This window comes from Pontibacter sp. CAU 1760 (assembly GCF_054482735.1).
The window spans coordinates 100,182-124,379 of sequence record NZ_JBTLRL010000003.1; the positions used below are offsets into that span (position 1 = coordinate 100,182).

The following is a 24,198-nucleotide window of genomic DNA, read 5'->3' on the forward strand; positions in this document are numbered from 1 at the left end:
AAGCCAAAGGTTTATGATAAAGCAGTGGTTACAGAAAAACCTGAAGGGAGATGCCGTCTTATGGGGCATCGTGATCATATTCTCGCTGATCAGCGTGGCGGTGGTGTATTCTGCAACCGGCACACTGGCCTATAAAAAGATGGAGGGAAATACCGAGTATTTCCTGTTCAAGCACTCTTTCCTGATCATCGTCGGTCTGGCATTTATGTGGGCGGCACACAAAATCAACTACCGCTATTACTCTAAGCTTTCCCTGATTACCCTTATCCTGTCGGCCCCACTGCTGATCATTACCTTTTTCTACGGATCGAACATCAACGAAGCCTCGCGCTGGATCACGATTCCGGTGATCAACCAGACATTCCAGCCTTCGGATTTAGCCAAACTGGCGCTTATCTCATACCTGGCCAGCATGCTCTCGAAGCGCCAGCAGGTATTGCATGACATTAAAGGGACCTTATTGCCAATTTTCGGATGGACAATAGTCATCTGTGCATTCATTGCCCTGACCAACACCTCGACGGCCGTGCTGCTTTTTGCTACTTGTTTGTTGCTGATGTTTATTGGCCGCGTACCAATGAAATACCTGGCAGGCGTAGTGGTGGTTGGTATTGTGGCGGGCGGTATTGGACTGGCCGCTGGGCAGCGTATGGACACGGCCATCAGCCGGGTGCAGGACTTTATGGACCCCAATGAGGTGCCTTTCCAGTTAGAGCAGTCTTATATAGCCATTGCAACGGGCGGTGTGATGGGCAAAGGCCCCGGAAACAGCGACCAACGCGACATCCTGCCACATCCTTACTCCGACTTTATCTATTCGATCATCCTGGAAGAGTATGGGCTGGTTGGCGGGCTCTTGGTTTTATTTATGTACCTGGCGCTGTTATACCGCGGGTTAGTAACGGTTAGCAAAAGCAACGGTGCTTTCGGGGGCCTGCTTTCTGCCGGTCTTAGCTTCAGCCTGGTACTACAGGGTATGGTGAACATGGCTGTGGCCGTGGGGCTAGGCCCAATCACGGGTTTGCCCTTGCCACTGCTCAGTATGGGAGGTACCTCCCTGATCTTTACCGGAATTTCTATTGGGATTATCCTAAGTGTGAGCCGAAATGAGGATGACCTGTCGCGAAATGCCATGGCCACTACCGTGAACAAACCAATTAATACACCGATCCATGCCTAAGCCAAACCGACCATATCGCGTGATTATCAGCGGGGGCGGTACCGGCGGGCATATATACCCGGCGGTAGCCATCGCAAACCAGCTCAAGGCTGTGAACCCGGAGACAGAGATTCTGTTTGTCGGGGCGAAGGGCCGCATGGAGATGACACGGGTGCCGGAAGCGGGGTATAAAATCGTGGGCCTGTGGATCAGCGGGTTGCAGCGCCGCCTGACCCTGGATAACCTCTCCTTTCCATTCAAGGTGTTTTCCAGCATTCGGGCAGCGCACAAAATCATACAGGAATTCAAGCCCGATGCCGTGGTGGGCGTGGGGGGCTATGCCAGCGGACCCCTGCTGTATGCCGCCACCGCGCGTAAGATTCCGGCGCTCATCCAGGAGCAGAACTCTTATGCCGGCATTACCAACAAGCTGCTGGCCAAGCGGGTGAACAAAGTGTGTGTGGCTTATCCCAACATGCAGCAGTTCTTCCCGGCCGAAAAGTTGGTTCTGACAGGAAACCCGGTGCGCAGCGACATTATGGACAGCCAGCAGAAACGGCAGGAGGCTTTGCAGCATTTTGGCTTGGTTGGCAACAAGAAGACCATTTTGGTCATCGGCGGGAGCCTTGGCGCCCGCACCATCAACCACAGCATCGCTGCCGGGCTGCCTCAGATTTTGGAGGCGGGCCATCAGTTGGTATGGCAGACCGGCAAGTTATACCACCCGGAGGCACAGGCACTGGAAGAAAAATACAAGGCGCAGGATGTGCGTGCGTTTGATTTTATCAAGCGGATGGACCTGGCCTATGCCGCCGCCGACATTGTGATTTCCAGGGCAGGGGCCTTGTCTATCTCAGAACTATGCCTCGCGGGCAAGCCATCGCTGCTGGTGCCATCGCCGAATGTGGCGGAAGACCACCAGACGAAAAATGCGATGGCCTTGGTAGAGCAGCACGCGGCCCTGTTAGTGCGGGATGCGGAGGCGAAAGAGAAGTTGGTGCCGGCTGCGCTGCAACTGGCCGAAGATGAGCAGGAGCAGAAGCGCCTTCAGGCAAACATCCTGAAAATGGGCCGGCCGGACGCCGCCGCCGATATTGTGAACGAGCTTTTAAAACTAATCAAGTGAAACTGGAGGACTACCGATATATCTACTTTTTAGGCATTGGCGGCATCGGCATGAGCGCCATTGCCCGATGGTTCAAAGCCAAGGGTTTTCCGGTGTTGGGCTATGATAAAACCCGCACCACCCTAACCGAGGCATTGGAGCAGGAAGGTATTGTGGTGCACTATGAGGATGCTGTGGACCAATTGCCACAAGAGGTGTTGCAGCACAAGCAGGAGACGTTGGTCATATTGACCCCCGCCATACCCGCTGACCATGCTGAGTGGGCTTACCTGAAAGAGAACGGCTACACGATCAAAAAGAGATCTGAAGTATTGGGGATCATCACTGCAGCGGCTTATACCGTAGCTGTGGCCGGCACCCATGGCAAAACCACGACTTCCTCCATCGTCGCGCATCTTTTGCACCAGGCCGAGGTAGACTGCTCTGCCTTTTTGGGCGGAATCGCCACCAACCTCAACTCAAACCTGCTGGTTAGCAAAGGCACTTCCGAGAAAGAGGTGATTGTGGTGGAGGCCGATGAGTATGACCGATCGTTCCTGACACTGTACCCGGATATTGCCATTGTAACGTCCGCAGACCCAGACCATTTAGATATTTATGGGGATAACGAGGAACTGATCCGCACTTTTCAGCGGTTCATAAGCCAAATTAAGCCGGGCGGCTACCTGTTTATCCATGAAAGCACGGACCCACGCCTCACCGATCATGTGCAGCAAGGTGTGCACGTAATCAAGTATAGCTTGGAGCAGGGGCAAGCGCATACCCAGCAGCTGGAAATAAACGGCCGATGGTTTGAGTATGACACGGTGAGCCCATTCGGAAACATGAACGGTTTTAGCCTGGGAGTACCAGGTTTCCATAACGTAGAAAACACCTTGGCGGCTACGCTGGCAGCCCAGGCGCTAGGGGTTCCGGAGAGTAAGATAAGAGCAGGAGTAAAGACTTTTACTGGGGTGAAGCGGCGCTTCGAATTTGTGTACGAGGGCCATGGCAAAGTATACATCGACGACTACGCGCATCACCCCAAAGAGATAGACGCTTTCATGACTTCGCTGCGGGCGCTATATAAAAATAAGAAAATTTTAGTGATATTTCAGCCGCACCTTTTCAGCCGTACCAGGGACTTTGCAAACGAGTTTGCGGAGAGTTTAAGCAAGGCAGATAAATTAATATTGCTGGATATATACCCCGCACGGGAGAAACCCATACCGGGAGTGACTTCTGACATCATTTTGGACCAAGTAAATGCCTCCGAAAAAATGCTTGTGCATAAAGACGATTTACTGGAAAAACTGTCCAAAAACCTCGATTTTGACGTTTTGGCCACAGTTGGTGCCGGTGACATTGACACGCTTGTAAAGCCTCTGAGAAATTTTTTAGAAAATAACGGCGATGGGCTTGAATAGTAAAATAAAATCTTTAATTTTTGCAGGTTGTAGCATGGCTACAATGGGCGCTTTAGCAACATTTGCTTCTTCGCGGCAGAATGAAAAAGTATGTGAAAAAGTGTCAATTAAAATTGATAATGAGTACAATAATTACTTTATTGGGGATAAGGAAGTACGAGACCTGCTCACACGTGAAGGGGAGCGGAAATTAGAGGGCCTGGCTAACCAAGAAATTGACCTGAAGAACCTGGAAAAGCGCATTGAAGCAAACAAATTTGTGAAGGATGCGGAGGTGTCAAGGGGGTTGGATGGTAATGTACATGTACATGTAAAACAGACAAGGCCTATAGCGCGAATTATACGAACAAATCAACAGGATGTCTACATTGACGCAGAGGGAAACATACTGCCCCTGTCGGACAGATATACCGCTCGTGTAATCCCCATAACGAAGTCAGCACTTATCAAGTCGTCTGACAAAGGATTCTTTCAGGATTCTATAGGCCATTCTTACCTTTCGTTGCTGGCGTTTATTGAGAACGACCAGTTTTGGAAGGCCCAAATTGCCCAAATGCACATAAACGGTGTTGGGGAAGTCTCTTTCCTGCCGCAGGTAGGTGAGCACACCATTGAGTTTGGCAAGCCTGTAAGGGTGGAGCAGAAATTCAAAAAGTTAATGATCTTTTACAAGGAGGTGCTGCCCACCATGGGCTGGGACCGCTACAAGAGAGTTAACGTGGAATACGAAGATCAGATTATTTGCGAATAACATAGAAAGATATGCAGAACGACAAAATAGTAGTAGGCTTGGATATTGGCACCACCAAGGTTTGCGCACTTGTAGGTCGTAAAAATGAGTTTGGCAAGCTGGAGATATTGGGCATGGGCAAGGCTGTCTCGGAAGGGGTAGTACGCGGCATCGTCAGCAATATCGATAAAACAGTTGAAGCCATCCGAAAAGCGATTCGTCAGGCTGAGGAACAATCAGGCATTAACATTGGCGTAGTAAACGTGGGTATTGCAGGGCAGCATATCAAGAGCCTGCAGCACAATGGCAGCATCACCCGCCAAGTGACTGACCATGAAATCACGGTAGACGATGTAAATCGCCTCACAAACGACATGTACCGGTTGGTAACTCCGCCGGGGAGCGAGATCATCCATGTAATGCCACAGGAGTACAAGGTTGACTACGAGGAAGGAATTGTGGACCCAGTTGGGATGTCCGGGGTGCGCCTGGAGGGCAACTTCCACATCATCACGGCACAGTCAAACGCCATCAACAACATCAACAAGTGCGTGTCGCGGGCAGGCCTTGAGATTGACCAGCTGATTCTGGAACCGCTTGCCTCCAGCATGTCTGTGCTGAGCGATGAGGAGAAGGAAGCAGGGGTAGCTTTGGTAGACATTGGCGGCGGCACGACCGATTTAGCCATCTTCAAAGACAATATAATCCGGCACACGGCAGTTTTACCTTTCGGAGGGGATATCATCACCTCCGATATCAAGCAGGGCTGCATGGTGATGCAAAACCAGGCAGAACAGCTAAAGGTGAAGTTCGGAAGGGCTATCGCCAACGAGGCGTCAGAGAACGAGATTGTTTCTATACCTGGCTTGCGGGACCGCACGCCGAAGGAGATTTCGCTGAAAAACCTGGCATTCATCATCGAGGCCCGCATGGAGGAGATCGTGGAGCTGGTTTATGCAGAGATTGTCCGGTCGGGGTATGCCAACAGTCTGGCCGGTGGCATTGTGGTAACGGGAGGGGGATCTCAGTTACAGAACCTGGTGCAACTGGTAGAGTACATCACCGGCATGGATACCCGCATCGGCTACCCGAACGAGCACTTGGGCAGGTCAAAAATCGACGCGGTGAAGAGCCCAATGTATGCCACGAGTGTGGGATTGGTGCTTGCCGGGTATCAACCGCTTGACCAGCGTGCGGAGGGATACACAGGCGTAATAGAGCAGCCAGTATACCATAACAAACCACAAGCAGAGCCTAAAGGAACCAGTAATGGAGGCAGCACCAGTGGTGGCCTGCTGCAAAAGCTGAAAGGCTTTTTATCTGACGACATCGACAACAAACAAAGTTATTAACCCATTAGAGCAGGAAAATTAGCATGAGTTCAATGTATACGTTTGACTTGCCAGCCAGCGGTAAGTCTATTATAAAAGTAATTGGCGTTGGGGGAGGTGGTAGCAATGCTGTGAACCACATGTATAGCCAAGGTATCAAGGACGTTGAGTTTATCATCTGTAACACCGATGCCCAGGCATTGAAGAGCAGCAGCGTCCCGAACAAACTGCCCATCGGCCAGAACCTGACCGAAGGCCTGGGTGCCGGCGCAAACCCTGAAAAAGGCAAGCACGCCGCCCTGGAAAGCAAGGAAGAGATTCGGGAGATGCTGAGCTCAGACACCAAGATGGTCTTCATCACGGCGGGTATGGGCGGTGGTACCGGTACAGGTGCCGCTCCGGTGATTGCCAAAGTAGCCAAAGAACTCGGCATCCTGACTGTGGGCATCGTAACGGCTCCTTTTGCTTTCGAAGGAAAGAAAAAGAAAACCGCTGCGGAGAACGGCGTGAAGGAACTGAGCGAGAACTGCGACACGATCCTGGTTATCCTCAATGACAAGCTGCGCGAGATGTTCGGTAACCTGACCATCCGGGAGGCTTTCGCCAAGGCTGATAACGTACTCACAACTGCTGCTAAATCTATTGCTGAAATTATTACAGTTACAGCCGAGGTAAACGTCGACTTTGAAGACGTTAAAACGGTTATGAAAGACTCTGGTGCGGCAGTGATGGGTTCTGCCACCACAGAGGGCGAGGGCCGTGCCCTGCGTGCTGCAGAAGAGGCGCTTTCATCTCCTTTGCTGAACAACACTGATATCCACGGGGCGCAGAAAATCCTTCTTTCGATTATGTCTGGGGAACAGGCGGAACTGGAGATGGACGAACTGACTGAGATCACGGAATACATCCAGGACAAAGCTGGACAGGAGGCGGAAGTCATCTTCGGGCACGGCATCGATTCCTCACTGGGTCAGAGCATCCGCGTGACGGTTATTGCCACAGGCTTTGCCAGTGATGCCGAAAGCATCATTGAGCCGAAGAAAACGGTTTTTGACCTGGATAGCCAAAAAAAAATTGAAGTAGCTGAGCCGGCAAAGCCTGAGCCAGCGCAGGAGGTTGCCTCTTTCGTGCCGCGCCCTGTTGCGCCAGCACCAGTGGTAACACCGCAGCCAACGCAGCAAACACCGCCACCGCAGCAGTCTACTTTCGAACCGATGCGTCGGCCGGAGCAGCCGCAGCAACAAGCGCCACAGCCAAGGGTTTTCGTGCTCGAGGATGACTATACACAGAGCCCTTCCAATTTTCATCATGAGGAAGAACGCGCCGTACGCACCCATGATGAAGAAGCCAGAAAGGCCTCAGAGCGTGAACTAATGGTTCGCCGCGCTGAAGAGCGCAAGGAACGCCTGCGCCTGCTTAGCCTGGAGAACTCCTCTGAAGCGATCAAGGAGAAACTGGACACGCCAGCTTACCTGCGTCGCAACGTGGCCCTGGATCGTGTGTCGCATTCATCGGAGCGCAACATTTCGCGTTTCAACCTGAACGATGACAACGAGATATTAGGCGATAACCGCTTCCTGCACGATAACGTGGACTAAGCCAAAGCTTGAAAGCATAAAAAGCAAAGGGCCTGCACATCATCTGTGCAGGCCCTTTGCTTTTAGGTATGGTTGGTTGGGCAGTTGCTGCGTGTATAGTCAGTTAAAATTTGATGAGCTGCTCTACATGTTGCTCCAATAGTTCGTTGTATAGCTTGTTTGTGATGAGTGTTCCATCAAAGTTTTGCTCGATGTGGGCCAGCTTAAGCTTCATGGCCATGATGTGCATACCCAGGTAGTTAAGGATGTCGGTGAGGTGGCTGAGGGCCAGGCCGCTGCCTTGCATCCCCGATGACAAGCCAATCAGTGCTCCTTTCTTGTTCTGGAATGGGCACGGATAGCTAAGAGCATCGATAAAGGCCTTCAGGACACCCGGGAAGGACGAGTTATACTCCGGCACCACAATTACAAACTTATCGCCGGAAATTACTTTCTCTGCCAACTGGTTGAACTGCTCATTCCGGCCAGTATTGTCATACATCGCCGAAGCGGTAAAGTCGGCTGGCAGATCCGCCAGGTCTAGTATTTGATAAGCCTCGCCTTTCTTGTCAAGCAGGCTGGCATACAAGTCTACAATGGCTCTGGATCTGGAGTCGGGCCTGTTAGTACCTGATATGAGTGTGATCATGCGTATAGTAAGGTTTCTACTGCTAACAGCTGCGCGCGCACTATGTTAACAGGATAGGTATAAAATCTTAGGATGGCAAGCCGTAAAAGTGGTATCCCCTTGAAACAGAAAAGGCGAGAACAGTGGATGCTGCCCTCGCCTTTATCTGAATGCCATCTAACTTAGATGTTCTCTGAAGTTGCTTTGGCGGAGATAAATTCTCTTCTCAGCATGTTGATGTTTTCCAAGGAGATGCCAACCGGGCACTCGGCCGCGCAGGCACCTGTGTTGGTGCAGGCACCGAAGCCTTCAATATCCATTTGCGCCACCATGTTCTCCACACGTGTTTTGCGCTCTGTTTTGCCTTGTGGCAACATGGCCAGCTGCGATACCTTCGCGGATACGAACAGCATGGCTGAAGCATTTTTACAGGCCGCTACACAGGCACCACAACCGATGCAGGTCGCCGCATCAAACGCTTTGTCAGCAATGGATTTCGGGATCGGGATCTCGTTGGCATCCGGCACACCACCCGTGTTCACGGAGATGTAGCCTCCCGCCTGCTGGATGCGGTCAAAAGCCGAGCGGTCTACCACCAGGTCTTTGTGCACCGGGAAAGCAGCGGCTCTCCAAGGCTCAATCGTGATGGTATCGCCGTCGTTGAAGTGGCGCATGTGCAACTGGCAGGTAGTGGTGCCGCGCTCCGGGCCGTGTGCACGACCGTTAATGAAGAGGCTACACATACCGCAGATACCCTCGCGGCAGTCATGGTCGAAGGCAATAGGCTCCTCTCCGCGTACGCTCAGGTCCTCGTTCAGCACGTCGAGCATCTCCAGGAAAGACATATCCGGAGAAATGCCCTTCAGGGGGTATGTTACCAGCTGACCTGCTGTATCTCTATTTTTTTGGCGCCAAACCTTCAGTGTCAAGTCCATCGGTTTAGCATTTGGATTACTTCCAGCCATCTCTTTTTAATTAGAAATTATAAATTATGAATTAGAAATCATTAGACCTGACGCTTATCCTAATCTGGTAGTAGCATTCATTTCTAATCTTTAATTTCTAATTTTTAATTATTTATCAATTACTTGTAGCTACGCTGCGTCAGCTTCACGTTCTCGAACTCCAGTTCCTCTTTGTGAAGGATCGGGGCACTGCCCACGCCAGTAAACTCCCAGGCCGCTACGTATGCATAGTTCTCATCATCACGCAGGGCTTCGTTCTCAGGCGTCTGCGACTCCTCACGGAAGTGACCACCGCACGACTCTCTTCTGTTCAGCGCATCCTCTACCATCAGTTCGCCAAGTTCGATGAAGTCGGCGACACGGTTGGCTTTTTCGAGTGTCTGGTTCAGTTCTTCGCCAACACCCGTCACCTTTACATTACTCCAAAACTCCTCGCGCAGCTTCGCGATTTCCTGCTTGGCAAACTTAAGGCCTTCCTCGTTTCGGGCCATACCGCAGTGGTCCCACATGATCAAGCCGAGCTGCTTGTGGAAATCATCTACGGTGCGTGTTCCCTGGATAGAAAGCAACTGGTTGTTTTTGGAGATAACCGCTTGCTCCGCCTCCTTGAAGGCCGGGTGATCCGTCGCTACTTTATCATAAGGCATTTTCGCCAGGTAGTCACCAATGGTGTATGGCAACACAAAGTAACCATCTGCCAGACCTTGCATCAGGGCAGAAGCTCCCAGTCGGTTTGCACCGTGGTCAGAGAAGTTCGCCTCACCGGCGGCGTACAGACCAGGGATGTTGGTCATGAGGTTATAATCAACCCACAGGCCTCCCATGGTATAGTGTACCGCAGGGTAGATGCGCATAGGGCGTTCATACGGGTTCTCGTCCGTGATTTTAGCGTACATCTCAAAGAGGTTGCCGTACTTCGCAGCGATTGCCGGCTGGCCTTCGCGCTTGATGGCGTCTGCAAAATCAAGGTATACCGCTAATCCGGATGAACCTACGCCACGGCCTTCGTCGCATACCAGTTTGGCGTTACGGGAAGCCACGTCGCGCGGCACCAGGTTACCAAAGGCAGGGTACTTGCGCTCCAGGTAGTAATCACGGTCTTCTTCCGCAATGTCGTTTACCGTGATCTCGCCTTTACGCAGGCGCTGTGCCATCTCCACTGTTTTCGGAACCCATACACGGCCGTCGTTACGAAGCGACTCCGACATCAGCGTGAGTTTAGACTGGTACTCGCCGGATACCGGGATACAGGTCGGGTGAATCTGGGTAAAGCAAGGGTTCGCGAACAAAGCGCCTTTCTTGTGTGCTCTCCAGGCCGCCGTTGCGTTAGAGCCCATCGCGTTAGTAGACAGGAAGAACACGTTTCCGTAGCCGCCCGTCGCCAATACCACCGCGTGTGCACTATGCGATTCGATCTGACCGGTGATCAGGTTACGCACCACGATACCGCGGGCTTTGCCGTCTACCATTACCAGGTCCAGCATCTCGGTGCGTGGGTACATCTTCACCTTGCCGTAAGCGATCTGGCGGTTCAGGGCTGAGTATGCACCCAACAGCAGTTGCTGTCCGGTCTGGCCACGGGCGTAGAACGTACGCGATACCTGCGCACCACCAAACGAGCGGTTAGCTAATAGCCCACCGTAGTCACGCGCAAAAGGCACACCCTGCGCCACGCACTGGTCGATGATGTTGACAGACACTTGCGCCAGGCGGTAAACGTTTGCCTCACGTGAGCGGTAGTCACCACCTTTAACCGTGTCGTAGAACAAACGGAAAACAGAGTCACCGTCGTTCTGGTAGTTTTTGGCGGCGTTTATACCGCCCTGGGCAGCAATAGAGTGCGCACGTCGTGGCGTATCCTGAAAGCAGAAAGCCTTTACGTTATACCCCAGTTCACCGAATGTAGCAGCAGCGGAGGCACCAGCCAAACCCGTGCCCACTACAATAATATCATATTTACGCTTGTTAGCCGGGTTCACCAGCTTCACATCAAATTTATGCTTATCCCACTTTTCCGCTATCGGGCCTTCCGGGATTTTAGAATCTAATATCATAGCAACTATATCAATTAGTTATTATTTTAAGAAGAAGAAGTAGAGTGGGATGATGGCAAAGCCCAGGCATACGATAACCGAGAAGGCATAGCCAAACATCTGGATGAACGGCGTGTATTTCTTGTGGTCAAGCCCTAGGGTCTGGAACGCACTCTGGAAACCGTGAATCAGGTGGTAGGCAAGCGCTACCATCGCAATCACATAAATGGCCACATACCACCAGATCTGGAATGACTCTACCACACGGCTATAAAGGTTATCATACTCCACGTCTTCAATTACAACACCCTCCAGGCCGCCAAAGCGTGCCGGCACGAAGAAGTTCCACAGGTGGATGATCAGGAAAACCAAGATAACCGTGCCTAAAAGGCCCATGTTGCGTGAAGACCAAGTGCTGTTCTGCTCGGGGTGGTTATTTACATACCCAACCGGGCGGGCTGCCTTGTTTTTGCGCGACAGCACGATAGCATCGTAAATGTGAAAAAGGAAACCAGCCAGTAAAACAATCTCCATCGTGCGGATAATGGGATTAGTACCCATAAAGTGGGAGTATATATTAAATGACTCCCCACCGTCGTTATTAAAGAGCTGCAGGTTACCGATCAGGTGTACTACTAAGAAAGAGCACAGAAAAAGGCCCGTAATCGACATTACGATTTTGCGCCCCATGGTACTGGAGAACGTTTTAGTAAACCAATTCATCTGTATTAGTTATAGGTTAAGTTGATAAGCTTTTTAATTCTCAAAGGTACATGCGCACCCTATATAAACCAATATAAATAGCATATTTTGAATCAATCTAAATTGCTTCGCGTACCTGAAAAAGCTATATAATGTTAACCTACCAGACTTCTATTTGTTAAGAATAAAATCAAAAAACAGAAGTTAATTAATTGCCTATATTTACCGACTAACCCTAGGAATATGCCATATAGTCTACCGTCGAGGTATTTGCTGCGCGTCTCCCTGATGATGTTGCTGTTTGTGGTGATGGGCTGCCTCTCAGAGGCGCAGGCCACCCACATCCGGGCAGGTGACATCACCGCAAAACGCGATACGACCCCAAACCCTAACCCCCGCCGCTTCTTTTTCACCATGACGATCTATACCGATAAGGCCTCTTCGGCCGAGGATCCGGTAGTGTTTATGAACATGGGGGGCGGTGTGGTGCTGGAAGTGCCGCGCAAATCCGTAACAGACATTGGCAACGAGACCGACCGCGAGGTATACCAATGGGAGTATACCTTCCCCGCAGATGGAACCCACCGGGTATCGTGGGTCGGGGTAAACCGAAACAACGACATCCTGAACATGGCCCCGCCATCTGACCAGCGGTCGTTTTATATCGAAACAGTAGTTAACATCAACGCGCTTCGCGGCTTTAACAGTACCCCGGTGCTGACGGTGGCCCCAATAGACGTGGCAGCGGTAGGCCGCAGGTTCGTGCACAACCCCGGTGCCTTCGATGCCGACGGCGACAGCCTTTCCTTTAAGCTGATTGTGCCGCGCTACGAGGATGCCCAGGGCCGGATAACGGTTGTGCCGGGCTATAGCCTCCCGCACCTTACCTTCCGCAATGCCAACTGTACTACCTCAGATGGTTCCGGCCCCGCCACGCTTGCCCTGGACCAGCAAACCGGTCAGCTCACCTGGAACGCTCCCTGCGTAAAGGGCGAATACAACGTGGCTTTCGTGGTGGAAGAATGGCGTGTGTCGCCAAACGGCGGTGCCGTGAAACTTGGAGAGGTGGTGCGCGACATGCAGATCTTGGTGAAGGAAACGCCTAACCGACCGCCAGTGCTGGTGCCCCGCGATACGTGTGTGGTAGCAGGAACTTTGCTACGCGGCACGGTGCGCGCCACTGACCCCGATAACGATTTGATTGACATCACAGTGGCTGGTTCCGGTATCGTGCCGCCTGCCACCTTTAGCCAGACCCAACGGCAGCCGGGCAGGGCCTCTGGCATCCTGCAGTGGCAAACTGCTTGCAAGGATGTGCGTGAGCAACCTTACCAAGTGATTTTCAGGGCAGAGGATGTCCGGCCACCCGCAGAAACCCGGCTGACAGACGTACAGCCCTGGAACATTAAAGTGATAGGGCCAGCACCCCAAAATCTGGTGGCCACAGGAGGGCAAGGCAGTGTTACGCTCAACTGGGATGCCTATACCTGTGCCAATGCCCAAACCATGCGCATCTACCGCCGCGAAGGCCCTTCGGGCTTTGTGCCAGATGTCTGCCAGACGGGTGTGCCAGCCTCCACTGGCTATACCCTGATTGGCCAGGTGCCTGCAGGCTCAGTCAATACGTTTGTGGACGACAAGGTGCAGGCTGGTGTAGAGTACTGCTATATTATCTATGCCGCCTTCCCGGCTCCGGGCCGTGGCGAGAGCCTTGCCTCCAACGAGGCCTGTGTGGGTGTGGAACGCGACATCCCTTACCTGACCAACGTGACGGTAGATAGAACGGATGCAACCAACGGGCAGATCACGGTACGCTGGACACAGCCTGATTTTCAGCTGCCGGTTTTACCGTTGGAGTATCGCCTGCTGCGCAAAGTAGGGCAGGAACCGGGCGCTGGGTTCACAGAGGTTTTCAGAAGCCGCAATATCGCGGATACTACTTTTATAGACCAACGCCTTAACACATTAGCGCAGGCCTACCGGTATAAGCTGGAACTGTACCTGGCCGAGACGCCAGCAGGGCAGCCTACCAAGCTCCGAGAAAGCACTGAAGCCTCCAGTGTGCGGCTGAATGTAGCACAAGTGGCCAACGACCAGCCGGCATTCAGCCTGAGCTGGACTTACCAGGTGCCCTGGGACAACGGGAAAGCCCAGCACCGCATTTACCGCCGAACCGGCAACGGGCCGCTCCAACTGATCGCCAGCGTGGGGGCCACTGCTACCAGCGGAAGCTATACAGACCAAAGCACAGACTTGGCAAGAGGCCAGCAGTACTGCTATGTGGTGGAAACCGTGGGATCTTACGATATTGCCGGGCTGCCTAGCCCGCTGGTTAACCGTAGCCAGGAAGCCTGCGGCCAGCTGCCGTTGCAGATATGCGCGCCGCAACTGAGCATCGACCAGCTCGACTGCGCCGCCTTTAACAGAAATCCGCAACAGCCGCCGTATACCAACACCCTGACATGGGTGCCGCAAATAACCGGCGACTGTACCGATGAGATTGATTTCTATACCGTGTACTTCAAGCCTTCGCTTGATGCAGAGTATGTTTCGCTGGGTACTACCACTGAAACCACCTTCCTGCACCAGGGGCTGGAGTCTTTTGCAGGCTGCTATGTGGTGACAGCGACGGACAAAGCAGGACGAGAGAGTGCCTTCAGCAACGAGGTATGCAAGGATAACTGTATCTCCTTCCTGCTGCCGAACATCATCACACCAAACGGCGATGGCCGGAATGATGTGTTCCGGCCGGCCTCCGGCTCTGCGTTTATCCGCAGCATGAAGTTTAAAGTCTTCAACCGCTGGGGCGTGAAGGTGTACGAACTGAATGCGCAGCGCGGCGGAGACCAGCTGTCCATCAACTGGGCGGGTGTAGACCAGGACGGAAACCGTTTGACGGACGGCACCTACTTTTATGAAGCCGAAGTAGAGTTCCATACCCTGGATCCAAGCCAGGCCCGGGCCACATACAAAGGATGGGTGGAGATTGTGCGATGACAGACCAACCGGATATACAGCAGCTAAAGCAGAAAGCCATCGTTTTTTACGATGGCACCTGCGGTTTCTGCCAGGGTAGCGTACAGTTTTTGTTGCGGCACAACAAGCACCGCACGCTACACTTCGCAGCCCTGCAGTCGGGGGTGCTGGAGGCACTGGTGCCGCCCCAATTGAGGCCCGCTGCGTTACCGGATTCTGTTGTCTTTTATGAAAACGGACAGCTTCACACAGAGTCAGAAGCCGCCCTGCGCATTGCCCGCCACCTCGATTTTCCGTACGCCATACTTGCTGTTTTCCGCATTATTCCTTTATCTTTCCGCGATTTTGTGTACCGCCTGATAGCCAGAAACCGCTACCGGATAGCGGGACGCACAGAAGCCTGCCTACTACCCAGCCCGGCACAAAGGGCGCAGTTTGTAGCTTGATAAGAGCTGGTGCAGGGCCTGTGCCCATACCATCTAACTTAATGAAGAAAGATAAACGAACACTATTAAACAAAATATCAAATGAAAGCATATGTTTTCCCGGGGCAGGGTTCTCAGTTTGTAGGCATGGGCAAAGACCTGTATGAGCAGCACGAAGAGGCGAAGAATCTGTTCGACAAGGCAAACGAGATTCTTGGCTTCAACATCACCGAGATCATGTTCAACGGCACGGATGAGGAGCTGAAGCAGACCAAAGTGACCCAACCGGCTATCTTCCTGCACTCGGTGGCACAAGCTGCCGTAGCTCAAGAATTTAGCCCCGAAATGGTGGCAGGCCACTCTTTAGGTGAGTTTTCTGCCCTTGTTGCCAGCAAGGTATTGAGCTTTGAGGACGGTTTACGCCTGGTGTCGAAGCGTGCGCTGGCCATGCAGGCTGCCTGCGAGGCAAACCCCTCTACCATGGCCGCCATACTTGGCCTGGAAGATGAGAAAGTGGAGGAGGTGTGCGCTTCTATTGACGAAGTAGTAGTGGCGGCCAACTACAACTGTCCGGGTCAGCTCGTGATCTCAGGCTCTAACAAAGGCATCGAGATTGCCTGCGAGAAGATGAAGGAGGCCGGTGCCAAGCGTGCTCTTCCGCTACCGGTGGGTGGCGCATTCCACTCGCCGCTAATGAAGCCAGCCGAAGAAGAATTGGCGAAGGCGATTGAGGAAACCACCTTCTCAGAGGGTATTTGCCCTATCTACCAAAACGTGGATGCCAAACCGCATACCGACCCAAGTGAGATCAAGCAGAACCTGATCAAGCAACTGACCGCCCCGGTGCGCTGGACACAGTCGGTGCAGCGGATGCTGGCCGACGGCGCGACGCATTTTGTGGAGTGCGGACCGGGCAAAGTGCTGCAGGGACTGGTGAAGAAAATTGACCGCAACGCCGAAGTGAGCTCTGCGGAGTAACAGTTAGCGATTGCCAAAGTATAACGCCCGCCCTGGCCATGAGCCGGAGCGGGCGTTTGCTTTTTTTACCCTGGCTGATACTTTTGCCTGAAGTGAGGCGCTGAAGCGTGATGTTTTATATTTTCTCTTCCTGATCCCTCCTAGACTATGGAAAATAAAACGCTGCTGCTCCTCGTGCTAGGGATGTTCCGCCACAGAAAAGCCGAGCCAAAGTCGCGGTTACCTGAAAAGCTGGTAGCCTGACAAAATTTTGTATGCTACTTACCTGAGCGAAAGTTTGCCAGTAGGTAAGGGATATCAACGGATTTAGGCCAGTTGGTTGGCCGCTCAAAATCCTGCCCCGATTGCAGCACCTGTGCCTGCGGGTATCGTTTTTTAACCTCTTTCCAACTCGTGTCCTCCCAATGTGCCTTATCAAGCTCCTGCAGGCGCACACCTTTCAAGGGGCCAGACACTGCTTTCTCTACCAAGGGCCACCATAGGCTTTCTGTCTCACGGTCCCACAGCACAAAAGCGTCAAGCCCGTTCCAGATCGCTGGGTCATAATAGGTATAGCCACTCAAGGCAAAGGTGAGGACTTCATCGCCGTACTGGCGCTTGTATACAGCGCCCAAATCCGCTAAGATACAATATGCCGCCATGATCGGATGCCCGTTCAGTTCATCGTTCACGACCTCGTGCCGGATCAGATCCTGCACGGCATAGGCTTTCACCTCATCACCGGCGTGCGCTACCAGAAAGCGCGCGTTGTTCGGCCACAGCCGGTCTGCCTCTGCCACGGATATGAATGCAGGCTGGAGCAGTGCCGGAAATGCCTCACGCCCCAAGCCATAATGAAACTGCTCTTTTTTCAGCTCCAGGTTACTGACATCAAAGTGGTCGGAGTCGCACGGGCCACCGTAAAGGAGCTGCTTACCTTGCCCGGAAAAAAACTTCCCGTCTTGCAGCGCAAGGGGCCGCAGTGGTTGTTTCGTTTGCTGGGAATGCGAGGCGATGTGGTCTGTCTGCTTCACGCTATGCGAGTTGCAGGCGGCAAGCAGTACCATCAGCAGTATACTTAGTGGCTTCATAAAGAACATGTGCGTGGTTCTTAAACAACGTGGCCGTATGCGGAGGCAGTTCCCAATCTCGTCTACCTTTGGCAAAATAGAGAAGTAAGTTACAGGAAGTGAACGGCAGCCGTGCCAGATAGAACTTGCAGCAAGGCCACCCAGGACTCCGGTTAGCTGCTATACCCCCCGCTTATGCCTTAAACTCCCATACCTCCAAGGGGTCGAGGCAAGCCGCCAGTAGGTGTGCTGCACTAAGTTTCAACACCGGGTGCTGCAGGTCCGGGGCCAATTCGGCCAGCGGCAGCAGCGTGAAGCGACGCAGGTGCAGTTGCGGGTGCGGAATCGTCAGGCGCTGGGTTTGCAGCACCAGGGCGTCATAAAAAAGGATGTCGATGTCGATGACGCGGGCACCCCAGTGCTCCTGCCGCACTCGCCCCAGGTCCGCCTCAATTTGGTTGACCGTTTGCAGCACCTGCTCCGGCGTCAGCGCGGTGTGCAGCTCCAGCACCTGGTTCAGGAAGTTAGGCTGCTCCGTATTGCCCCAGGCCGCTGTTTCGTACAGCCGCGAGGCATTGGTGGTAGGGCCTATCTGCTCAGAAAGGCGCGCGCGGGCCTGCTGCAGGTAATCGGCGCGGTTGCCAAGGTTGCCGCCCAGCAGGAGGTATAGCCTAGGCATGTCTCCGGAAGAAATCAATTGTTAGGTCAGCAGCAGCTTTTGCAGGCGCCGGAAGTTCCTCTGGCGCATAGGGGTGCTCTCCGCCAAACGAGTGGTTGGTATCCGGCAGGAAGTGCAGCTCGGCATCCGGCTTCCAGCTCTTCAGGTCCAGGGCCATTTGGGTGGGCAGCGTCTCGTCTTGCTCACCGTGCAATAAAAGCAGTGGCTGCTGCATGCGTTTCACCACGGTAGGTATATCGAGCCGGTATTTGTTCTCGATGAAATTCTCCACGATCTGGTAATACAGCGGCATTTGCTGGCCGGTGCGCCCGTTCAGCACGTACTGTACGCCTTTCTCTTTCCACTCACCCATGTGCAGCTCGTCCCAGCGGTTGTCGTAGCGGTTCACGGCGGCCCAGGTAGCCACGGCTTTGATGCGCGGCTCCTCGGCGGCTTTCAGGATAACGGCGCCGCCACCCCGGCTGTGGCCAACCAGGTAGATGCGTCTCAGGTCCAGTTCTTTTGTTTGGATCGGCGGGTTCTCGCTGTGCAGCAACTCTACCAGCGCCTGCATGTCATCCAGCTCCAGCGTAAAATTGTTCAACCCGAACGCCTCCAGGTCGTGCATGTCCGAGTGGTCGTCCACGGAGGTGCCGTTGTAGGCAAAGTTAAACTTGATGAACACAAACCCATGCTTGGCAAAGTAGGTAGCCAGGTGGTTGAAGTGTCCCCAGTCTTTAAAGCCTTTAAATCCGTGCGCAAAGATCACGATAGGTTTGGGCTGGCTGTCGGGCCAGTACGTAGCATCGGCGGTGAAAGGGCGGCCGTGGTCAGGGTATACTACAAAATCAACTTTCATTTTTTCTGTGGGTTGGTGGCTTTGAGCTGTTTGTTAAGTGGCGCTGTAGTGCCGAAGCAAAGCAGATTGTTTATCCGCTGAACAACAGCGTAATGTAGTGGTTGATAAAAAACAGTGTTGTTCAGTCGGTTTACAGCCATACGTTCACGGTGCCGGGAAAGGCTACTTACATCCAGCAGGCAACAACCAGACTCTCGGGCAATTTAACAATTTCTATATAATATAACGCCGATTCGCAACGACACGTTTGGATACCACTTTGGCAGGTAGTAATATTGCGGTCTTAACACATGAGCATTAGCCTAAAGGAAATACAAGCGCCTGTTGCGCCGGAAATGCAGCTTTTCGAGAAGAAGTTCAGAGCCTCTATGAAATCGAAGGTGCTGCTGCTGGACCGGATCATGAGCTACATCGTGAAGCGCAAGGGGAAGCAGATGCGGCCCATGTTTGTGTTCTTCTCGGCCAAGCTTTTTAACGGCGCCATCAGTGAGGCGACCTACCGGGGTGCGGCCCTCATCGAGTTGCTGCACACCGCCACGCTGGTGCACGACGACGTGGTGGACGATGCCAACTACCGCCGCGGGTTCTTTTCGGTCAACGCCCTCTGGAAAAACAAGATCGCCGTGTTAGTGGGTGATTATCTCCTCTCCAAAGGCCTGCTGCTCTCGCTGCAAAACGATGATTACGAACTGCTCAAGATCGTGTCGAATGCGGTGAAGGAGATGAGCGAGGGCGAGCTGCTGCAGATTGAGAAAGCCCGCCGCCTTGACATCACTGAAGACATTTACTTTGACATTATCCGGCAGAAAACCGCCTCCCTTATTGCATCTTGCTGTGCCGTGGGAGCCGCCTCGGCGGGGGCCTGCAAAGAAGATGTGGAAAAGGCCCGCCTGTTCGGCGAAAAAGTAGGCATCGCTTTCCAGATCAAAGATGACCTGTTCGATTACGGGACTGCCGAGATAGGTAAGCCGGTTGGCATCGATATCAAGGAAAAGAAAATGACGCTTCCGCTGATCCATGCGCTGCAGGAGGCTGACTGGCTGACCAAGCGCAAGGTGATCTATAATGTTAAAAACAACAACGGCGATAGCAGGCGGGTACAGTACGTGATCGACTTCGTGAAAGAGTCCGGCGGTATTGCCTATACCATCGAGGTGATGAACCGTTACCATGCCGAGGCCCTGGCCATTCTGAATACCTTCCCGGCGTCTCCCTCGCGCCGCTCCCTGGAACAACTGATCGCCTATACCATAGAACGCGAAAAGTAGTATTTTAACAACCAGCGCAAACAATCTGAACCTTTTTGGGCGTTTTGCAGTAGCAGGTCTAACATTGGTTATATTGCTATATAAGCTTGTTGTTATAACACCTATTATTTATGCGTAATGCCCTCCTGTTGGCGAGCTTCGTGCTGTTGCTGTGCCCTTTTGCCGTGTTTTCCCAAAGCCACGAACCTGTCTTTGTGCATGAGAAATACCAGCATCCCACCCAACTCATTGCCGAGAACATGCTGCCTGATGTATATGAACTTTCTAAGCTATGTGTTAATTCGGTTACGTTTGTGCGCTTTGTAGTGGGGGCCGACGGGAAAGTGAAGAAAGTAGCCTGCACACAGAACACGCCTTCTGTGATAGCTAAAACGCTAAAGCAAACCGTTATGACTACCAGTGGGCATTGGCTGCCCAAACAGGTAAACGGTAAGGCCGTGGAGAGTAAGCCTTTCCTGCTCCCGGTAATGTTTGACGTGAATTACGGATGCCCCAAAGAGAACCAAAGCAAAAACAAGTATGAGGATGCCGTGCGCCTGATGCTGGTCTTTGATGACGGCAACTATTCCGATTCGATGGAGTGCACCATGTTGCCGCCAATGGTGCAGCGCTACGTAAAGAACTAAAGCTGTTCTACGAAAAGTATTGGTCTGAATCATGAGGTTCTTTATATTAGCCTTTGCTGATTTTTATACCCCATGGGACTCAACACCAACGCCTGGAACCGCCTTCGCTATACCTTGTACCTGCCCATTTATGACCTGGTGGCAGACCGGTTTTTTCGACGCTGCCGAAAACGCTCAGTGGCACTTTTGGGTGCGCACTCCACCGATGAACTGCTGATTCTGGGAGCCGGCAGCGGCCTGGATTTACCCTACTTGCAAGACTATCCCAACATCACAGCTATTGATATCACTCCCGGCATGATTGCATTGCTTCAAAAGCGGGCGGAGCGGCTGGGCATACCTGTCAAAGCCAAAGTAATGGATGGGCAGGCGCTGATGTTTGCGGATGCATCTTTCGATGCTGTGCTACTACACTTGATCCTGGCGGTGATACCAGACCCAGTTGCCTGTTTGCAGGAGGCAGAGCGGGTTTTGAAGCCGGGCGGCACCGTGATGGTGTTCGATAAGTTTTTATCCGATGGCGTTCAGCCTTCACCAGTACGCCGATTACTCAACCAAATAGCCAGCACCCTCTTCTCAGACATTAACCGCAGCATCGGCAGTATTGTAAGCCATACCTCCCTGCAAGTAGAACTGAATGAGCCAGCTGCATTGGGCGGTACTTTCCGACTCATCCGTCTGCGCAAACCGGCACTGAGCTAAATGGTTTACCGGCCCACCTATCCACCCATGAAGGGTAACGCGCCCCAGCCCGAGTGAGCGGTTGGAAACCAATTCAGCGCATGTGAGAGCAATGCAACAGGCATAACGAATAACCAGCTTTAGCTACTGGAGAAGGCCATACCCTCTCAGCTACACTAACTATGTGTTGCGCGCGATAAAGGCTTTGGCAAAGCATCGTAATTATAAGATATTTCAGGGGATTCATTAATTTTAGCTTTCATAATGTATCACGTGTGTGGCCTGCTAAGGGAGCATGCCTGCTGTTTTGCGCCTGGTTCGTTCAGGTGCAGGCAGCCAACAGACTTTTAACGATTCTTAAATGACTTCTATCCAAAAAATGCTTCCGCTACTCCTGTTGGCTGTTAGCGTGAGCACAGTAGCAGTGGCTCAGACAAAACCAAGAGCGCGCGAATTTGGGATACCGTTCGAAGGAACCACCGGTACGCATAACGCCATTACCGACGTGGCCGGGGTGCTGGTAGGGTATAAGACCAAGATCATCGGAAAAGCGCATCACGGCACGGGCCAAGCACCAATCCGGACTGGCGTGACGGTGATCCTGCCCAAGGGAAAATCCAATGCACCTGTGCCGGCGGGTTGGTTCTCGCTAAACGGCGATGGGGAAATGACCGGTACCACGGTGCTGGAGGAGTACGGCGTCACCTATGGTCCCATCGGCATCACCAACACCAACAGTGTGGGAGTAGTGCGCGATGCGATCGGGGAGTGGAATATCAAGCATTTCTCGGAAGGGGATATGCTTGATTTCTCGTTCGGGCTGCCGGTGGTGGCCGAAACCTTCGATGGGATTCTGAATGATATCAACGGGCTGCACATCAAGAAAGAAGATGTGTTTGAGGCGCTGGATGCTGCCCAGTCCGGGAGGGTTGCAGAGGGCAACGTGGGGGGCGGAACGGGTATGAGCCTCTTCCTTTTCAAGGGCGGCAGCGGTACCTCGTCCAGGGTTGTGCGCATCGGGGAGGCATCCTATACGGTGGGGGCCTTCGTGCAGGGCAACTTTGGCGGACGGCGAGACCTTGTTATTGCCGGGGTGCCGGTAGGCCAGGAAATACTGGAGGCCAGGCCTATTATCAACTCGAAGGAAAAAGACGGGTCAATCATCGTTATACTGGCCACAGACGCGCCCTTGCTGCCCATGCAGCTAAAGCAGGTAGCGAAACGGGCCTCCTTAGGCGTGGCGCGAACCGGCGGGTTGGGGCGCAACAGCTCAGGCGACATCTTCCTGGCTTTCAGCACGGCCACCTCAAAACTGAATAAGGATGAAACCATCGAAACCTGGCAAAGCTTGCCGAAAGAACATATGGATGAGGTATACAAAGCCGCTGTGGAGAGCACAGAAGAGGCGATCATCAATGCCCTAATGGCGGCTGAAACCATGGAAGGCGTCAATGGGAACACGCTCTATGAAATCCCAAAAGACAAGCTAAAAGCCGTGCTGCGCAAATACAACCGCTTCAAGGTTAAAAAATAGGCTGTTCCCAGGTCAGCGAGCGCCCTTGCCATCGAGATATGCTTGCACCCTTCGCCTGTTAGGGGTATGAGCAAGGTTGCTCACCACGAAAAAGCCATCTACCGTTTTCGACAGTAGATGGCTTTTTGCTGAAGGCGTTTCAGTGAGACTATTTCTCAGCCAGTAGCTTTTCCATGGTTTGGTTAAAGTCCGCTACAAACTCCTCGTAATACTTGCCGGTTCCGGGCCCGGAGAAACCCGTATGGATCTTGCGTACCTTGCCATCGCGGCCAATGAAGATGGTGGTCGGGAAGGACATCACGTGGTTCAGAGCGGGGAGGGCTTTGGCTGCGGCCTCTTTGTCCGACACGCCTGCCACCAGCAAGTCGTAGTTGATGTTGAGGCGGTCTTGCATCTTTTGCAGGCGCGCGGCGGCCTTCTCAAACTCCGGGCTGCGTTCAAAGCCAAGCCCGATGATTTCCACGCCTCTGTCTTTGTTCTTGATATAGTAAGGAATCAGGAACTGCGTTTCATCCAGGCAGTTCGGGCACCACGAGCCCAGCAACTGCACAATCACCACCTTGCCTTTGTATTTAGGGTCCGACAAGGAAACAGATTCTCCCTCCAGGTTCGGGAACGTAAAGTCAAGCGACTCATACCCCGCCTTCAGGTAAGTCAGGGTGTCGGCGCTGGCGAGCTCGGCATTGGCGTTGCGCTTTGCCGTCCAGCTTTCGTAACCGCTTATGCCGGAGTAAAAGTCACCGATGAGGGTGCTGTCAGATGCTGGCTTTGCCGTGAACAGGTAAGCGTGGTTGCCATCAAAGGTCGAGAGCTTCAGCTGGTCGCCTTCCACCTGGCCTTCGAGGTAGCGGTAGTCGCCTGTTTCTGTCAGGAAAGTTCCGGTTACGTGGTTGTCCTGTTGCTCAAACACACCGATGGCGTTGTAGCTGCCGCCTTCCCTGTCCGAGAAAACCACTTCCCATTTACCATCATAGGTATAAGTAGCAGGAGCGGGACTTTCAGAAAAGCGGTTCTGCTTGCCATGCACAGCGGTAAAAGGCACCGAGTAACGGGTCTGGGTGTCGTTCTTCACGAAGCGGCCGGCCATCTTACCATCCTTGACACTTGCAATCAAGTCGGCGTCAAAAATATGCAGGCCGATCTTAAGCGAGTCGCCTTGCGGGGTGATGTCGTCCAGCAGCAGGCGCTCGTCACCGTTAATTAAATAAAGCACGGGCTTGCCGTCTTTTTGCGCGGCTTCCATCACAAAGGGGATTTCCTGGCCCTGTGCCTGCAAGGCAACGCGCCAGTAGCCTTCTTCAATCGTGTTATCGGGGGTGTCCATTGAGGTACAGGAGTATAAAAATTGACTGATTACTATTGCCAAAAACAAAAACAGGCTGGCAGGGGTATTAACAAACTGATGTTTCATGCGGAATAGGAGTATGAATCGGTATCACAAAACTACACCATGCGGCCCAAAAATCCGCATACGGCACTAAGAGCCT

21 protein-coding genes are annotated in these 24,198 nt (G+C 52.8%); 13 read left to right on the plus strand and 8 right to left on the minus strand.

Features of this window, described 5'->3' with window-relative positions:
* Positions 1–13 precede the first annotated feature (13 nt).
* From ACXYMU_RS05275 to ftsZ, 6 genes are all read left to right on the plus strand, one after another.
* Positions 14–1,180, plus strand: a complete 1,167-nt coding sequence (locus tag ACXYMU_RS05275; RefSeq protein ID WP_458985317.1) for an FtsW/RodA/SpoVE family cell cycle protein — start codon at positions 14–16, stop codon at positions 1,178–1,180.
* Positions 1,173–2,285 carry an undecaprenyldiphospho-muramoylpentapeptide beta-N-acetylglucosaminyltransferase gene (gene murG, locus ACXYMU_RS05280; RefSeq protein ID WP_458985318.1) on the plus strand — a complete coding sequence of 371 codons (1,113 nt, stop codon included), beginning with the start codon at positions 1,173–1,175 and terminating at the stop codon, positions 2,283–2,285. The genes ACXYMU_RS05275 and murG overlap by 8 nt, the downstream gene beginning before the upstream one ends.
* The gene (murC, locus tag ACXYMU_RS05285) at positions 2,282–3,691 is read left to right on the plus strand and encodes a UDP-N-acetylmuramate--L-alanine ligase (RefSeq protein WP_458985319.1); all 1,410 of its coding nucleotides are present in this window, start codon (positions 2,282–2,284) and stop codon (positions 3,689–3,691) included. The genes murG and murC overlap by 4 nt, the downstream gene beginning before the upstream one ends.
* 100 nt (positions 3,692–3,791) lie before the next feature.
* Positions 3,792–4,442: a cell division protein FtsQ/DivIB gene (locus ACXYMU_RS05290; RefSeq protein WP_458985320.1), complete on the plus strand. Its 651-nt coding sequence runs from the start codon at positions 3,792–3,794 to the stop codon at positions 4,440–4,442.
* An 11-nt stretch (positions 4,443–4,453) separates the two neighbouring features.
* Complete coding sequence (gene ftsA / locus ACXYMU_RS05295) at positions 4,454–5,773, plus strand: cell division protein FtsA (protein WP_458985321.1); 1,320 nt, start codon at positions 4,454–4,456, stop codon at positions 5,771–5,773.
* Between the two features lie 23 nt (positions 5,774–5,796).
* Complete coding sequence (gene ftsZ, locus ACXYMU_RS05300) at positions 5,797–7,350, plus strand: cell division protein FtsZ (protein ID WP_458985322.1); 1,554 nt, start codon at positions 5,797–5,799, stop codon at positions 7,348–7,350.
* A gap of 103 nt (positions 7,351–7,453) precedes the next feature.
* On the opposite strand, the gene ACXYMU_RS05305 is transcribed toward ftsZ, so the two are convergent.
* From ACXYMU_RS05305 to ACXYMU_RS05320, 4 genes are all read right to left on the minus strand, one after another.
* Positions 7,454–7,978 (minus strand): NADPH-dependent FMN reductase, encoded by a 525-nt coding sequence (locus tag ACXYMU_RS05305; RefSeq protein ID WP_458985323.1) that lies wholly within the window; start codon positions 7,976–7,978, stop codon positions 7,454–7,456.
* Between the two features lie 161 nt (positions 7,979–8,139).
* Complete coding sequence (locus ACXYMU_RS05310) at positions 8,140–8,892, minus strand: succinate dehydrogenase/fumarate reductase iron-sulfur subunit (RefSeq protein WP_458985562.1); 753 nt, start codon at positions 8,890–8,892, stop codon at positions 8,140–8,142.
* Between the two features lie 149 nt (positions 8,893–9,041).
* Positions 9,042–10,976 (minus strand): fumarate reductase/succinate dehydrogenase flavoprotein subunit, encoded by a 1,935-nt coding sequence (locus ACXYMU_RS05315; protein WP_458985324.1) that lies wholly within the window; start codon positions 10,974–10,976, stop codon positions 9,042–9,044.
* A gap of 21 nt (positions 10,977–10,997) precedes the next feature.
* A complete protein-coding gene (locus ACXYMU_RS05320) occupies positions 10,998–11,678 on the minus strand; it encodes a succinate dehydrogenase cytochrome b subunit (protein WP_458985325.1) in 681 nt (226 codons plus the stop codon).
* 222 nt (positions 11,679–11,900) lie between these two features.
* Between ACXYMU_RS05320 and ACXYMU_RS05325 the strand changes: the two genes are divergently transcribed.
* The 3 genes from ACXYMU_RS05325 to fabD all read left to right on the plus strand — a co-directional run bounded on the left by ACXYMU_RS05325 (position 11,901) and on the right by fabD (position 16,036).
* Positions 11,901–14,654 carry a T9SS type B sorting domain-containing protein gene (locus ACXYMU_RS05325; protein ID WP_458985326.1) on the plus strand — a complete coding sequence of 918 codons (2,754 nt, stop codon included), beginning with the start codon at positions 11,901–11,903 and terminating at the stop codon, positions 14,652–14,654.
* Positions 14,651–15,079, plus strand: coding sequence for a thiol-disulfide oxidoreductase DCC family protein (locus ACXYMU_RS05330; RefSeq protein ID WP_458985327.1), 429 nt, complete (start codon positions 14,651–14,653; stop codon positions 15,077–15,079). The genes ACXYMU_RS05325 and ACXYMU_RS05330 overlap by 4 nt, the downstream gene beginning before the upstream one ends.
* An 81-nt stretch (positions 15,080–15,160) precedes the next feature.
* Positions 15,161–16,036 carry an ACP S-malonyltransferase gene (gene fabD / locus ACXYMU_RS05335; protein WP_458985328.1) on the plus strand — a complete coding sequence of 292 codons (876 nt, stop codon included), beginning with the start codon at positions 15,161–15,163 and terminating at the stop codon, positions 16,034–16,036.
* Between the two features lie 257 nt (positions 16,037–16,293).
* Here fabD and ACXYMU_RS05340 read toward each other — a convergent pair whose 3' ends face one another.
* From ACXYMU_RS05340 to ACXYMU_RS05350, 3 genes are all read right to left on the minus strand, one after another.
* Entirely contained in the window at positions 16,294–17,106 is an 813-nt protein-coding gene (locus tag ACXYMU_RS05340) for a DUF3179 domain-containing (seleno)protein (protein WP_458985329.1), read from the minus strand.
* Positions 17,107–17,278: 172 nt separating this feature from the next.
* Positions 17,279–17,764, minus strand: coding sequence for a 2-amino-4-hydroxy-6-hydroxymethyldihydropteridine diphosphokinase (gene folK, locus ACXYMU_RS05345; RefSeq protein WP_458985330.1), 486 nt, complete (start codon positions 17,762–17,764; stop codon positions 17,279–17,281).
* Entirely contained in the window at positions 17,757–18,602 is an 846-nt protein-coding gene (locus tag ACXYMU_RS05350; RefSeq protein ID WP_458985331.1) for an alpha/beta hydrolase family protein, read from the minus strand. Before ACXYMU_RS05350 ends, folK begins: the two co-directional genes overlap by 8 nt.
* A 290-nt stretch (positions 18,603–18,892) precedes the next feature.
* Between ACXYMU_RS05350 and ACXYMU_RS05355 the strand changes: the two genes are divergently transcribed.
* From ACXYMU_RS05355 to ACXYMU_RS05370, 4 genes are all read left to right on the plus strand, one after another.
* Positions 18,893–19,870 carry a polyprenyl synthetase family protein gene (locus ACXYMU_RS05355; protein WP_458985332.1) on the plus strand — a complete coding sequence of 326 codons (978 nt, stop codon included), beginning with the start codon at positions 18,893–18,895 and terminating at the stop codon, positions 19,868–19,870.
* Between the two features lie 110 nt (positions 19,871–19,980).
* Positions 19,981–20,496: a hypothetical protein gene (locus ACXYMU_RS05360; RefSeq protein ID WP_458985333.1), complete on the plus strand. Its 516-nt coding sequence runs from the start codon at positions 19,981–19,983 to the stop codon at positions 20,494–20,496.
* Positions 20,497–20,568: 72 nt separating this feature from the next.
* Positions 20,569–21,198: a class I SAM-dependent methyltransferase gene (locus tag ACXYMU_RS05365; RefSeq protein ID WP_458985334.1), complete on the plus strand. Its 630-nt coding sequence runs from the start codon at positions 20,569–20,571 to the stop codon at positions 21,196–21,198.
* A gap of 340 nt (positions 21,199–21,538) precedes the next feature.
* Entirely contained in the window at positions 21,539–22,711 is a 1,173-nt protein-coding gene (locus ACXYMU_RS05370) for a DmpA family aminopeptidase (RefSeq protein ID WP_458985335.1), read from the plus strand.
* Between the two features lie 148 nt (positions 22,712–22,859).
* Here the strand turns inward: ACXYMU_RS05370 and ACXYMU_RS05375 are convergent, their stop codons facing one another.
* The gene (locus ACXYMU_RS05375; RefSeq protein ID WP_458985336.1) at positions 22,860–24,035 is read right to left on the minus strand and encodes a peroxiredoxin family protein; all 1,176 of its coding nucleotides are present in this window, start codon (positions 24,033–24,035) and stop codon (positions 22,860–22,862) included.
* Between the last annotated feature and the right edge of the window lie 163 nt (positions 24,036–24,198).